Source organism: Bacteroides sp. BFG-606 (genome assembly GCF_024788145.1).
Classification (GTDB): Bacteria; Bacteroidota; Bacteroidia; order Bacteroidales; family Bacteroidaceae; genus Bacteroides; species Bacteroides vicugnae.
This window is the reverse complement of sequence record NZ_JANUIL010000001.1, coordinates 444,355-458,883: the sequence shown is the minus strand read 5'-3', so window position 1 is coordinate 458,883 and position 14,529 is coordinate 444,355. Positions and strand designations below refer to the sequence as shown.

Below are 14,529 nucleotides of genomic sequence, written 5' to 3'. Positions count from 1 at the left end.
CTCTAAATTTATTTAAGGTTGAAAAGATGGCTCCAGTCTTCGCCTGCTTTCGCTGTATAGGTGGAAATTCCTAAATTTTGGGCTGTCTTACAGTTCATTTCAGAGTCATCAATAAAGAGCGTCTCTTGCGGTTCGATTCCGGCATCCTCTATGATTGCCTTGAAGATCTCCGGTTCGGGCTTGGCCATTTTCATTTCAAAAGAGAGGTATGTTTTTTCAAAATAATCTTCCACCTTAAAGGTGCGGTAAGGAAACAAATGAGCGCATGTCCATTCCCAATGAATTTGGTTAGTATTGCTCAATAAGTAGACGACATATTTCTCACGTAATTTTAATAATAAATCAAGTTTTTGTGTGGGTATATCTACTAGAAAACTATTCCAGGCTGCATCTATTTGTTTGTCGCTAACTGCTTTGCCTATCATTTTACGAACTCCGTCACGGAATTCGGCAGGTGTAATCAATCCTTTTTCTTGTTGCATCAGGATTCCGTCCTGATTCTGGATATCCAGCAAGTCATCCACGTTTTGGAGCCCTAACTTCTGAAAGTGCTCAATGCAACGTTGGCGGTCGAGATTGATAAGTACACCACCCAAATCAATAAGAAGGTTTTTTATTCCTTTACTTTTCATTTCTGTTTTTTTTGTGAATAATACGTTGAACAAGGCGAATAAGTTCTCCAACCCATAACACCGTGGACGAAACGCCTATAATAAGAAGCCAGGTTTGCCAGTCAAGCGGTTCCGTACGGAATACAGCTCCACCGAACTGTACGATGAGGAATTGTCCGCCAAGAATAGCCAATACAATAAGTTCCATTCCATACGATTTGGAAAGTCCCTTGAATGCCGAATCGGTAGTGCCGAATACACGGGCATTGAACAAATTCCAGAATTGCAGCATGACAAAGAAGGTGAAGAAAATGGTCAGGTTGTGCACATTCATTCCTTGTGTACTGTGGTCGAAATAATAAATCATTCCGAGCAATACGATGAGGAAGATAGAGCCCACACCTATTATATTAGATCTCATTGCCTTACTGATAATAAAATCGGTACTGCGACGGGGTTTCTCAAGCATGACAGTTTCGCTGGGTGGAATGGAGGCAAGAGCCAAAGCGGCAAAAGTATCCATAATCAGGTTCACCCATAACATCTGTGTTACAGTCAACGGAAGTTCCGTACCGATTACGGAGCCTAGCAGAACGATAAGCAATGCCACAAAGTTGATTGTCAGCTGGAAAACTATGAAACGCTGGATATTCTTATACAATGAACGTCCCCACATAACAGCGGTTCCGATACTGTTGAAGGAGTCATCGAGCAATGTGATATCACTGGCCTCTTTGGCTACAGAAGTACCTGTACCCATTGACAAGCCTACTTGGGCATGATTTAAAGCCGGGGCATCATTCGTTCCGTCTCCGGTCACAGCTACGACAGCTCCTTTTTGTTGAAGCAGTTGTACCAGACGCTGTTTGTCTGTCGGGCGGGCGCGGGACATGATTTTTAAGTCCATCACTCTGTCCAGTGCTTCTTCGTCGCTCAATTCGGCAAATGCAACACCGGTGATTCGATTTCGTTCCGTATCAGTTTCGGGGTTCCAGAGACCGATCTGGCGTGCGATTTCCGTGGCAGTTCCCGGAGTGTCACCGGTCACGATCTTGATGCCGATACCTGCAGACTGGCATTTCGCAACCGCAGCAGGCACATCCGGACGAATCGGGTCGGAGATGGCAACCACTCCCAAGAAATTGAGGTCGTTGGCTGAAACTAGTTCCGTGCAATCGTTCGGCTCATTTTCTCCGACAATCTTGAATGCAAATCCAAGTGTACGCATAGCCATATTTTGATAGCTCAACAGTTGTGCTTCCACTGTAGAACGATACTCTACCGCATCCACTCGCCGTCCATCCAGAACAACTTCTTTACACTTGCCCAGAACAATTTCAGGAGCTCCTTTTATATAAAGTATTTTTTTGCCGATCAGGGGAGATTCAACAAGAGTTGCCATGAATTTCCGTTCGGTAGAGAAGGTGAGTTGATCGAGGACATGTGCTTGCTCGCGGAGTTGCAGGTAATCTCTTCCCTGTTTGTTAAGCCAGAGCAATAAAGCCACTTCGGTTGGATTTCCTACACCTTTCGGTTTCTCTCCATGGGTTGATTCTTCAAGGAAAGCTGTTGAATTAGCACTGATTCCCTCTGCGATAAGTGCGCTGATATCATCATCAGACAAGTCGCTGCCATTTTTGATACCATAGAAATTGGGTTCGTGCACTTGCATCAGATTTTGCGTCAGTGTGCCGGTTTTATCCGTACAAATCACGGTGATGGCTCCCATTGTTTCGCAAGCGTGCATTTTCCGCACCAAGTTGTTGGTGGAAAGCATACGGCGCATATTCAATGCCAGACTAAGCGTGACACTCATTGGCAATCCTTCAGGCACAGCTACTACAATCAGTGTAACTGCCATCATAAAATATTTCAGTGTCCGTTCGAAAACCGGAAGCCACTCATGCCACCCGTTCAGCGAACCGAAATCAAAAAATAACAATACATCCTTGACAAAGAATATGAGAAAAGCAAGACCGGCAACGGTAAAGCCGATCTTTCCGATCAGATTTGCAAGTTTGGTCAACTGTATGTTCAGCGGGGTGGGCTCGAGGTTGTCCTCTGTGCTCTGCCGGGCTACTTTCCCGATTTCAGTAGCATCACCCACATGCAGCACACGCATGGTTCCATGACCATCCACTACTGTAGTACCACGCATCACCAGATTAGAAGCATAAGTCGCTTCTTCATCAAAATCCGTTTCTACAGTGGTTTTATTGATAACAGGTTCTCCGGTCAGATTGGATTCATTCACTTGCAGAGAGATAGCTTCCAGTAACTCTCCATCAGCGGGAATTTCTTCACCTGTTTCCAGAATCACAATATCACCTACCACTATGTCTTTACGAGGGATTTCCTGTACACGTCCGTTCCGGATCACTTTTACCAATGTTTCTTCATTGACTGCATTCAGCAAGTCAAATTTCTTGCTGGCATCATATTCGAAAAAGAAACCGATTCCGGTAGCCAGTAAGATAGCGGCTATGATTCCGATCGTTTCAGCATATTCGTTTTCGATGATGGAGATGATTAACGAGAAAGCGGCTGCCACTAATAACACACGCACAACCGGGTCTTCAAATTTTTCCAGATAGAGCTTCCAGAGAGAAGGACGCTTGGGGGGCGTTAACAGGTTAATACCATTTTTCTCCCTGCTTTGTAGGACTTCGTTATCCGTAAGTCCTAAATGATAATAGTCATTTTTATTTGTACTCATGCAGATACATGCGTTTAATTTGAACTGCAAAAATACAACATATAATTGTGATAGAATGTTTAATTAAAACTTTTTATGAAGTCGAATATGTTAGCGTGGTTTACCGCATGACCGATAAGGGATTGTAAACCAGAATGTGGAGCCTTTGCCCTCTACGGAATCCGCCCCGATTTGCCCGCCAAGTTTGGCGACAATGGTTTGAGAAATGGAAAGTCCCAGTCCCGCTCCCTTCTTATCTTTGTTCAGTTTCACGAAGCGCTCGAATACATCCGGTAATTTCTCTGCCGGAATTCCGGCTCCGGTATCCTTGACATAAAAGTAAAGTTCGGTGTCTCTGGCTTCATAGCCGAGGCGGATACTACCTTCATGGGTGAACTTAATGGCGTTGCCGGCAAAGTTGGAAAGCACTTGTGCCACCCGGTTCCGGTCTGTTTGAATCATGCAGGAAGAGCGAGACGGCTCTGCTATAATTTGTATCTTTCCTCCGACGTCATCAACTCTCATTTGAAAAAGTTGTTGTAAATCTGAGAGTAACAGATTGACGTCGACTGTTGCCTGCACAAATTCCAATGTTCCGGCTTCGATTTTTGACATATCGAGTATGTCGTTGACCAGTTGCATCAGGAGGTCGGCATTCATTTTTATGATTTCCTGATATTGAGCTTTCTCCTCTTCTGTAGTTGCACTGCCTAATACCTCTGCAAATCCGGTAATAGCATTGAGAGGGGTACGGATTTCATGGCTCATGTTGGCTAAGAAGGCAGATTTTGAAATATCAGCTTTTTCTGCTTTTTCCTTGGCTAGTAGCAGTTCCTTTTCAGCTTGTTTCCGCCGGGTAACATCGTGTACGGTGATTACCATATTCTCTTCTTCGTTAAGGAGGAAGTAAGAACCGGATATGACAGCATCACATTCTACGGTAGTATTATCAGACGTAACTACGGATAAAGTGGCTTCCAGATCCGTGAAGTTTCGCCTCTGTTCGAAAGCTTGGCGTATGGCGGTACGTATCGGACAAGAACCGCAGAAGCTATGTGTGCCGCAACCTCCCTCGGCTGCTAATGCATTGCGACATTGCAACAGGTCGCCCACTCTTTTTTCTTCTGTTCCTTTTTTGGTTCCGGTTTTTTGGTAATAGTTGGTTTTCAGAACTTTAAAGTCATTATCTATTAATAGGATAAAGGCGTGTACATTCTTTAAGATGGCACCGGCGATATGGCTGGTGCGTTCCAACTTTCTGGATTCACGGAACAATCGTTGTTGCATCCGCAGGCATTTTCTACGCTCCCATAAAAAACTGATTAGTAGGACTGCGCATAAAACTATTAAGGTAGACAATAGTGCTATAAGCATAGTATGATATTGTTGTTTTAGCTTGATAATATGGATACAAAGATAGTTTTTTTCTTTAGTTTGGAAATAGTGTTGAACAAATATCTTGCTGTTTGTGTTATATTATTTAGAAAACCAATTAAAAATACGAACGTTATGAAAAAGTACATTTGCACGGTCTGTGAATATATTTACGACCCCGAACAAGGAGATCCGGAAAGCGGAATTGAGCCAGGAACAGCATTTGAAGATATTCCTGATGATTGGACTTGTCCATTATGTGGAGTCGGAAAAGAAGACTTTGAACCGTACGAAGGATAAAACCAAGAGAGAGAATTATTAAGAGGAGAATGACTGGGTGTATGAATATATGCCCGGTCATTTTTTTATTTTTATGGCTGGAAATTATTCTGCTGATTATAAATGTAATATCTTTGACGCAAAAATCGGAAGTTATGTATAATAAAGCAACTGTTATGACCGATCTGAGGTGTTTTTTATCTCTCTCTCTGTTATTAATATGCGGCCTTCTGATGGCTGGTTGTAGTGATGATGAAAATGAAGAACAGCCTCCTGCTCCGGATGTTCCGGATTATAGCACGATCATAGTGAAAGATATACAGAATATACCTGCGGATTTTACATTCGACCGGGTTGAGGTGAAAGTGACGGGGGCGGATTGGCAAGTGATTGAGACTCTTGAATTTTCTTATAAGGACGGACAGATTGTGATGATACTTCCCACGAGTTTTCCTTCGGAAAAGCTTCAGGCGGTAGACCGGCGTAATGGCATGGGCGGTTACTGGACCGGGACCTCGGATGATGCGGATGCTCTTGTGGCGACCCTAGGGGATTTCTTTGTTTTTAATGGCGATAAGAGAGTGGGACGGATTGCTATTTCCAACTGGTCCGGTAAAGAGTCTTCTGCCGGAAAAGCTACACTGGTGGGGTATCAGTATGCCGACCGTCCTTTTACGTTGACAGGCAGTGACAAATCGTATTATTATAATAATTGTTCTTTTAATAAAGGGTGGAATATATTTGCCAATATCAATCCGACCTCGGAAGACGGGACTGCAAAAGTGCTTCGTACAACTACTGTTCCGGAATCTACGTTATTTTGGCGCTTGGCTGAATCATACATATACAATTAATTTATAAAAGATAATGCTATAAATAAAAAGGAGAATCAGTTGTATCAATACATACTTGATTCTCCTTTTATTTTCTTTATTTTATCTATTAAGAAGCTTTTTTCTCTTTCACATCACTGCTGGCTTCCACTACATTCACCACATAGTCACCAAGTTTTTCACATTCGGCGATGATATCCATGTAGTAAACTCCCATTTGATAATCATATTCTTTGTTGTTCACATCCAGAATATTTTGATTCTTCAATTGGTTGCGGTAGTTATTGATTTCGTTTTCAAGATTGAAGGATTTGTTAATGTCGATGCTTTGATGTTCCGGTTTCTCTACCACCACAATCATTTGAGCAAGCGCATCGTTAGTCAGTTTCATCATGAAGTGGATATGTTCGTATTGTTTTTCGGTAAAGTCCAGATTAGTCTGGCGTTTCCGGTTGATGGTACGTGCCAGGTTATAGCAGCTATCGCCGATGCTTTCGATTTCTGTCACTTCACGCAACATAGCACGTATTTGTAGCTTACTTTCAGAACTCAAACGGCCTTCGGACACCTGATTCAGGTAGTTGGCTATTTCAAGTTCCATATTGTCACTGATATTTTCATATTTCTCTATCCGGCTGAACAATTTATTAAAATCGTCATCCTTTTCCGTATGCAACAGATCCTGCACCATGCCGAACATCCGGTGTGTACGTTCTGCGAAAAGATGGATTTCCTTGCGTGCCTGAAGGATAGAAAGTTCGGCAGTGGAAAGCATACCGCCGGTGATAAATCGCAGGCGGGGTTCTTCGTCTTCTTCTTTCGGATGAATTAAAGCACATACGGTACGCTCAATCAGTTTCACAGCCCATATCAGTATACAAACGTTACAGATGTTGAAGATTGAGTGGAAAGCCGACAATTTGTAGGAGATGGCAACTTCCGGATTATTGCTTTGGAAAAAAGTATCTACTACCCAGTTTACCAGTTCCATGAAAGGATGGAAGACAATCAATACCCAGATAACGCCGAATACATTAAAAACAAAATGGGCCAATGCTGCCCGCTTAGCCTGTGTGTTGGCTGTAAGTGCGGCAAGATTGGCCGTGATAGTAGTTCCGATGTTTTCTCCCAATACGAGTGCTGCTCCCAGTTCCAGGCTGATCCATCCGTTGGCACACATAATTAATGTGATTGCCATGGTGGCTGCGGAGGCTTGCACAATCATCGTCAGTATCGTACCGATAAGCAAGAACAGAATGATGGAGAAAAATCCCATATCCGTGTAGTTCTGTACGAAGGCAAGCATTTCCGGGTTGGCATTCAGGTCGGGTGCATTTGATTTCAGATAAGAAAGCCCCATGAAAAGGAAAGAAAAACCAAAAATGAATTCACCGATGGATTTGCGGTTACTTTTACCGGAGAAGATAAATGGAAGGGCGATGGCTAGGAGAGGAAGGGCAAAGGCAGCCATATCAACCTTAAATCCGAAAATTGAAATGATCCAGGCGGTTACGGTAGTACCGATATTGGCACCCATAATGACGCTGATGGATTCGGCGAGTGTGAGTAGTCCGGCGTTAACGAAACTGACGACCATTACCGTCGTTGCTGAAGAAGACTGGATAAGGGCCGTGATTAACACTCCTGTTAGAACTCCCGTTACCCGGTTGGTGGTCATTGCCGTTAGAATACTTCGCAATCTATCACCCGCGACCTTTTGTAAGCCCTCGCTCATGATTTTCATTCCGTAGAGGAAGAGTCCTAATGAGCCTATGAGCTTTAAAAAATCATAAAAAGAATATTCCATCTATAATATTTTTAATGGTTATTTGTTCTCTATCTGATTATAAGTATATTAGTACCAAATTATTCACCTTTTAACGAACTCGATGAAACAGATGTTACAAATATGTTGCAAAAATAACAATATTTCTAAAGAATTCCCTATCGGAAGCTCACTTTTGGATATTTATTACGGTTTTAATCTTAATTTTCCTTATCAAGTAGTGAGTGCCAAGGTCAATAATCGCTCCGAGGGACTTAATTTCAGAGTATATAACAATAAGGATGTAGAGTTTCTGGATGTGAGAGATCAGTCCGGTATGCGTACTTATGTCCGTTCGCTTTGTTTTGTCTTGTTTAAAGCTGTCACGGAATTGTTTCCCGAGGGAAAATTGTTTGTGGAACATCCTGTGTCAAAAGGCTATTTCTGTAATTTGCGGATTGGGCGCCCTATTGAACTTGAGGATGTGAAGCGTATCAAGCAACGGATGCAGGAGATCATTGCGGAAAATATTCCTTATCACCGCATTGAATGTCATACGGCAGAGGCAGTACGGGTTTTCAGTGAGCGGGGGATGAATGATAAAGTGAGGTTATTGGAAACTTCCGGTTCCCTTTATACCTATTATTATACGTTGGGTGATACTGTTGATTATTATTATGGTAATCTGCTGCCCAGCACCGGATATCTTAAATTATTCGATATTGTGAAGTATTATGACGGGCTGCTGCTCCGGATTCCGAGCCGGGAAAATCCGGATATGCTCGAAGAGGTCGTGAAACAGGAGAAAATGCTGGATGTCTTTAAGGAATATCTGAACTGGAGTTATATCATGGGACTTAATAATGCCGGAGATTTTAATCTTGCCTGTGAGGAAGGACATGCCACTGACTTGATTAATGTTGCGGAAGCATTGCAAGAGAAAAAGATAGCGCAGATAGCCGATACTATTTTCCATCGTGGCGAAAATGGTAACCGGGTAAAACTGGTCTTGATTGCCGGACCGTCTTCTTCGGGAAAGACAACTTTCAGCAAACGGCTTTCTATTCAGCTGATGACAAATGGATTGAAGCCATTCCCGATCTCTTTGGATAATTATTTTGTAGACCGTGAAGAAACCCCTTTGGATGAAAACGGAAACTATGATTATGAATCACTTTATGCGCTCGATCTGGAATTGTTTAATCAACAGTTGCAGGCGCTTCTCCGTGGCGAAGAGGTGGAACTGCCCCGTTTTAATTTCTCTCTAGGCAAAAAGGAATATAAAGGGGATAAACTGAAAATAGAAGATAATACAATTCTGATTCTGGAAGGTATTCATGCCCTAAATCCGGAACTGACACCGCATATACCGGCTGAACGGAAATTCAAGATTTACGTTTCAGCATTGACCACTATTTCGTTGGATGATCATAACTGGATTCCGACTACTGACAACCGTTTGTTGCGCCGCATTATCCGCGACTTTAACTATCGGGGATACTCTGCACGTGAAACCATATCACGTTGGCCTAGTGTGCGTGCCGGTGAAGATAAATGGATATTTCCTTATCAGGAGAATGCTGATGTAATGTTTAATTCAGCACTACTCTTTGAATTTGCCGTACTTCGTTTGCATGCAGAACCTATTCTGATGGGTGTCCCGCGAAACTGTCCTGAATATTGTGAGGCCTACCGGTTACTGAAGTTTATCAAATATTTTATTCCGGTGCAGGATAAGGAAATTCCGCCTACTTCTTTGTTGCGTGAATTTTTAGGAGGAAGCAGCTTTAAATATTAAGTAGAAAAATTAGGATATATTCGTGATTTGTATTTCCTTTGCAGAAAATACAAATAAACCTTTTGTTGTAGTGAAGCAAAGGAACACAAAAATAAACAATATTTGAGTGATATTTAGGGAAAGAATGTTATGGTTGTTATACAAAACTTTAAAATATTGAACCTTTGATTGCTTTTGCTGTTAAGAAGGGACTACATGCAACAAAAAAAAATGTGAATATGATTTTTTATAATAGTCTTTTAGCGAAGTGGTTCTTAGGAAAAGGGAAGAAACACTATTTTATGTTAGGCTGGTTTTTCTTTACCCGCTATAAATATCTGGAAGTCTGGGAAGAAATGGAACTACGGATTCATGCCAGACAGTATTGGGAATGTTTTTCTTTAACCCTGATACCAGCACTTATTTTATCAATCCTGTTTTCATGGTGGTGGATGGTGTTGCCATTCGTGACTTATCACATACTTTATTGGTTTGAAAAGATCCTCCGTCCTCATTCTATCTTTAATTGGGAGGCGATAAAGCATAGTGGCGATACGCTTTATCTCAGGAAGAGAAAAGCGTATGCCTGGAAGAAATGGTACGGGAAGAAAGAATTGCCCGCATCCAGATGGAATGATTAAAACTTCACTTTAAATGCTTCTTTATCCAAAGCAGATGTCCATACTCGGTATCGTTGGAAGTCCAATGCTCATTAATGGGAGTAATCAGTGCTTCTTTCGGACAGTCTAGTACATTGTATACGATGTAGCTGGTTGTCGGAGGACATACATCATCGTTGAATCCCCATGTCATATAGGTATCTGCTTTGATTAATTTCGCAAAGTTCACAACATCATAATAGGCCATTGTCTTTATTTTTTCAGGAGTATCCATATCTACCGAATTCCTGAAGAAATGAGGATATCCGCCGGCACGTCCGGCTTTATAGCCTGCCATGTCACTTAATGCAGGATGATTGGCGACACAGGCTGTCACCCGTTGATCCAGTCCGGCAGTGATTAATGCCAAGGCTCCTCCCTGGCTACCTCCTTGTGCTATTACGTTTTTACCATCCCATTCAGGTAGGGAAGTCAGGAAATCAATAGCGCGTACACAGGCCAGATATACCCGTTTCATATAATAATTGTCGCGGCTGTCGAGTCCATTGGTTAAGTAGCCGTTCTCTCTGCCATTAAAAGCATTGCTGATTTCTTTGAATGCTTCGTCACTCATTTCCGGATGAAGGCCGTGTATCTCCATCTCAAAACGGATGCAGCCTTGCTCTGCATAATATTTGTGTCGCAGTGGTTCTTTGATTGTTTTGATTCCTGCTCCCGGAGGGCATAATACAACCGGAAATTTGCCCTCTTTCTTGGGATAGAACAAATATCCGTAGACGCATTGCCCGCGTTTGTTCAATTGCAATTTTACGAGATAACAATCTATTTTATCGGTTGAGTATTTTTCTACATGCTCTTTGGTGTACGTTAGAGGAAATTCTTTTTGTTCCGCTTTTGCTTTTTCCCAGAATTCATTGAAATCCGAAGGCATGGTAGTATATGGAAGAAGCTTTTCCGGCGAAAAACCGACTTTTACATGATGTGAGTAAGTCTTTCCATCTACGGTCGCTTTCAGCCGGCAATCACGGAATCCGGGTTCTTTCATTGTGCCGAGAGGAATTACGGCTTTGCCGTTTTTCAAAGTCACACTCCCTTTGGTGTCAGCGTTAGGCATCATGTCTCCTCCTATTTCATAGGTGACGGTTACGTTATCCCTGGGTATACCATATTTATAGAATTGTACTTCTACAGTTGCTTTTTCTCCTGTTTGATAGAGCCAGTCGGCATGGTTGGGAACTGTGACCCAAAGAACGTCACTTCTATAAGGGTAGTTTTCGGCTACGGCGGATAACAAAGTTAGTGACAATAGCCATACGGATAAAAGTAGTCTCTTCATGGTGTTATTCATTGTTTTTATGGATTTGAAATAGTAAGTTGTTTTAATTCTGTTGCAATATTACGCAAGATTCGGGAAAAGGAGGGTAGAAAAAATGTGATTTTAGATGGACTATTTGGTACTCTGACAAAAATAGCGGAAGTTTTTCACCCGGATGAAAAGCTTCCGCTATTGAACAGAAGAAAGGTTCTTCTTTTATCAGGATGGAACCTTTTATCTTAAGGCTTCCACCTCTTCCGGTGTCAATGGAATCTTTTTGCCTAATCGGCGGGCACCGGTTTCTGTAATCAGATAATCTTCTTCATTGCGGATACCACCGAAGTTTTTATAAGTTTCCACTACATCATAGTTAATGAAATCAGTGAACTTCTTTTCTGCTTTCCACATATCGATCAATTCAGGAATAAAGTAAATGCCCGGTTCTACGGTATGTACAAATCCCGGCTCCAATGGGATGGCGAGGCGTTGCGATTTGCGACCGAACTGTGTGCTCTTCGGCTGGCCGTTGTAACCTACCCATATCTCTCCCAGATTCTCCATATCATGTACATCCAATCCCATCATGTGACCTAATCCGTGTGGATAGAACAACGCATGGGCACCTTCGCGTACAGCATCCTCGGTATTTCCTTTCATCAATCCGAGCGTCTTCATGCCATCCACCATGACGCGGGCCGACAGTTCGTATACGTCCATATAAGGAATACCCGGGCGGAGAGCTTTTACAGATTCCAGGTGCATCGCATTCTGAATTTCGTATACTTCACGCTGACGGGTGGTGAACTTCTTATCGGCAGGAATGGTAGACGACATATCACCCGCATAACCGGATTCAACTTCTGCACCGGCGTCGATTAAGAACAAATCACCCGGCCTCACTTTATTTCCGTGATAATGGTTGTGCAGAGTCTGCCCGTTGATAGTGGCGATGGTGGCGAATGAAAGTTGGCAGTTGTTAGATTCGGCCACCCGGTTCATTTCAGCTACCACTTCATATTCATACATACCCGGACGAAGTACCTTCATGGCTGTAATATGCATATCGGCAGTAACATCGCAAGCCTTTTCTATCTCTGCGATTTCTTCTGCAGATTTATAGTTGCGTTGAGCGATCACGGCACGGATGAATGGAACAGAACCTTCCTGATGTGCGGGAGGAATACCCAGCCAGTCCATCAGCTTCAGCTTATGTTCAGGACGGTAAGGAGGCAGATAGTGAACTGCTTTCCCTTTCTGCACACACTGATGGAGATAGCTTACAATGTCAGCAGACGGCATCAGATTTTTTACGCCTACACGTTCGCATTTTTCGTGCAATGTCGGTTGTGACCCCATCCATACGATTGCGTCGATAGACAACTCATCACCAAAGATGATTTCTTTGTCTTCATCTATATCGATAATAGCCGAAAGTCCGGCACATGAAAGTCCGAAATAATAAAGGAAAGTGGAATCCTGACGATAACGGAACGTGTTATCTTCGTAATTCAGTCCGCACTCGTCATTTCCGAGAAATAACAACACTCCGGAGCCTAAGTTCTTTTTCAGCAGGGCTCTCCGCTGCATATACGTTTCTTTGGCAAACATATGGTCCTAGTTTTTAAGTTCGTGCAACAAAGATAACGAATTTTGTGTTATAGGATTAAAAATTATCTCCCTAATCTGTGTAATCTCTCGTTAAAAAGTTACTTTTGTAGCGAGAAACAGTAGAAAGCAAAAACGAATATGGCACAAGGTTCCCGTCAAATACAATCTCAGGCGCAACAGCAGGTACAGACGCTCTCGCCCCAGCAGATTCTGGTCGTGAAACTGTTGGAGCTTCCCGCAGTAGAGCTGGAAGACCGTATCCATGCTGAACTGCTTGAAAATCCGGCACTTGAAGAAGGTAAAGAAGAGAATGCTACGGATGATGAATATTCTGATACCGACAATGCAGAGGATGGCATGGATAGCGATGCCAACGACTATGATTCTTTGAGTGACTATCTGACAGAAGATGATATTCCCGATTATAAATTGCAAGAGAACAACCGTTCGAAAGATGAACAGGCGGAGGATATTCCATTTTCCGACTCCACCTCTTTTTATGAAATCCTGAAAGAACAGTTGCGTGAACGTAACCTGACAGAGCACCAGTGTGACTTGGTGGAATATCTGATCGGTTCATTGGATGATGACGGATTGCTTCGCAAATCTTTGGAAAGTATCTGCGACGAACTGGCGATTTATGCCGGTATCGAATCGACCGAGGAGGAACTGGAAGAAGCATTGAGCATCTTACAGGACTTCGATCCGGCAGGTATCGGTGCGCGTAGTCTTCAGGAATGTCTGTTGATACAGATTTGCCGGAAAAAAGAAGAAGAGAAAACTCCCAGTCCTATCTTGAATCTGGAAGAAAGGATTATCAGAGAATGTTACGAAGAATTCACCCGTAAACATTGGGAGAAGATTATAAAGAAACTGGATATTGATGAAGAGACTTTCCGGGAAGCCATTACTGAAATAACCAAACTGAATCCACGTCCGGGTGCTTCTTTGGGAGAAGCAATCGGCAGGAATCTCCAACAAATAGTTCCCGACTTTATGGTGGAAACGTATGATGACGGAACCATCAATGTAAGCCTCAATAACCGCAATGTTCCCGAACTCCGTATGAGTCGTGACTTCACGGAAATGGTGGAGGAGCATACAAAAAATAGGGCCAACCAGTCTAAGGAATCTAAAGAAGCGATGATGTTTCTGAAACAGAAAATGGATGCGGCACAAGGATTTATCGATGCTGTCCGTCAGCGTCAGAATACCTTGATGACTACCATGCAGGCGATTATCGACCTGCAACGTCCTTTCTTTTTGGAAGGAGATGAATCACTGTTGAAGCCGATGATTCTGAAAGACGTGGCGGAACGTACGGGATTGGATATTTCGACCATCTCCCGTGTGAGTAACAGTAAATATGTACAGACGAATTACGGTATCTATCCGCTCAAATACTTTTTCAGCGACGGATATACTACAGAGGATGGCGAAGAGATGTCTGTCCGTGAGATTCGTAAGATTCTGAAAGAGTGTATTGAAGGCGAGGACAAGAAGAAACCCCTGACCGATGATGAATTGGCGGATATATTGAAGGAGAAAGGGTATCCCATTGCCCGCAGGACAGTAGCCAAATACCGTCAACAGCTGAATATCCCCGTAGCACGACTGCGGAAATGAGAGTTTTTTAAGTATTAAGTATAAAG

General features: G+C 42.8%; 11 protein-coding genes. 5 read left to right on the top strand and 6 right to left on the bottom strand.

All coding sequences use genetic code 11. From position 1 onward, the window contains the following. Window positions 1-8 precede the first annotated feature (8 nt). The 3 genes from NXV01_RS01795 to NXV01_RS01785 all read right to left on the bottom strand — a co-directional run bounded on the left by NXV01_RS01795 (window position 9) and on the right by NXV01_RS01785 (window position 4,593). Entirely contained in the window at window positions 9-632 is a 624-nt protein-coding gene (locus NXV01_RS01795) for an HAD family phosphatase (protein WP_074636464.1), read from the bottom strand. Then, window positions 622-3,327, bottom strand: a complete 2,706-nt coding sequence (locus tag NXV01_RS01790) for a calcium-translocating P-type ATPase, PMCA-type (RefSeq protein ID WP_195357904.1) — start codon at window positions 3,325-3,327, stop codon at window positions 622-624. Before NXV01_RS01790 ends, NXV01_RS01795 begins: the two co-directional genes overlap by 11 nt. Before the next feature lie 90 nt (window positions 3,328-3,417). Beyond that, complete coding sequence (locus NXV01_RS01785) at window positions 3,418-4,593, bottom strand: HAMP domain-containing sensor histidine kinase (RefSeq protein ID WP_099146908.1); 1,176 nt, start codon at window positions 4,591-4,593, stop codon at window positions 3,418-3,420. A gap of 222 nt (window positions 4,594-4,815) precedes the next feature. On the opposite strand from NXV01_RS01785, the gene rd reads away from it, so the two are divergent. Then, on the top strand, window positions 4,816-4,980 hold the full coding sequence (gene rd, locus NXV01_RS01780; protein WP_004306971.1) for a rubredoxin: 165 nt from the start codon (window positions 4,816-4,818) through the stop codon (window positions 4,978-4,980). Between the two features lie 212 nt (window positions 4,981-5,192). Then, a complete protein-coding gene (locus NXV01_RS01775; protein WP_259021623.1) occupies window positions 5,193-5,813 on the top strand; it encodes a hypothetical protein in 621 nt (206 codons plus the stop codon). An 88-nt stretch (window positions 5,814-5,901) separates the two neighbouring features. Here NXV01_RS01775 and NXV01_RS01770 read toward each other — a convergent pair whose 3' ends face one another. Further along, on the bottom strand, window positions 5,902-7,599 hold the full coding sequence (locus tag NXV01_RS01770; RefSeq protein WP_074636458.1) for a Na/Pi cotransporter family protein: 1,698 nt from the start codon (window positions 7,597-7,599) through the stop codon (window positions 5,902-5,904). Between the two features lie 82 nt (window positions 7,600-7,681). Between NXV01_RS01770 and NXV01_RS01765 the strand changes: the two genes are divergently transcribed. Then, window positions 7,682-9,355 carry a nucleoside kinase gene (locus tag NXV01_RS01765; protein WP_074636456.1) on the top strand — a complete coding sequence of 558 codons (1,674 nt, stop codon included), beginning with the start codon at window positions 7,682-7,684 and terminating at the stop codon, window positions 9,353-9,355. 218 nt (window positions 9,356-9,573) lie between these two features. Next, window positions 9,574-9,975, top strand: coding sequence for a hypothetical protein (locus NXV01_RS01760; protein ID WP_099146918.1), 402 nt, complete (start codon window positions 9,574-9,576; stop codon window positions 9,973-9,975). Window positions 9,976-9,979: 4 nt separating this feature from the next. On the opposite strand, the gene NXV01_RS01755 is transcribed toward NXV01_RS01760, so the two are convergent. Then, entirely contained in the window at window positions 9,980-11,290 is a 1,311-nt protein-coding gene (locus NXV01_RS01755) for an acetylxylan esterase (RefSeq protein WP_167511886.1), read from the bottom strand. A 213-nt stretch (window positions 11,291-11,503) separates the two neighbouring features. Beyond that, window positions 11,504-12,877 carry an aminopeptidase P family protein gene (locus NXV01_RS01750; protein ID WP_195649931.1) on the bottom strand — a complete coding sequence of 458 codons (1,374 nt, stop codon included), beginning with the start codon at window positions 12,875-12,877 and terminating at the stop codon, window positions 11,504-11,506. A 138-nt stretch (window positions 12,878-13,015) separates the two neighbouring features. Here NXV01_RS01750 and rpoN point away from each other — a divergent pair, with 138 nt between their 5' ends. Beyond that, entirely contained in the window at window positions 13,016-14,503 is a 1,488-nt protein-coding gene (rpoN, locus tag NXV01_RS01745; RefSeq protein WP_074636450.1) for an RNA polymerase factor sigma-54, read from the top strand. The last annotated feature ends 26 nt before the right edge of the window (window positions 14,504-14,529 follow it).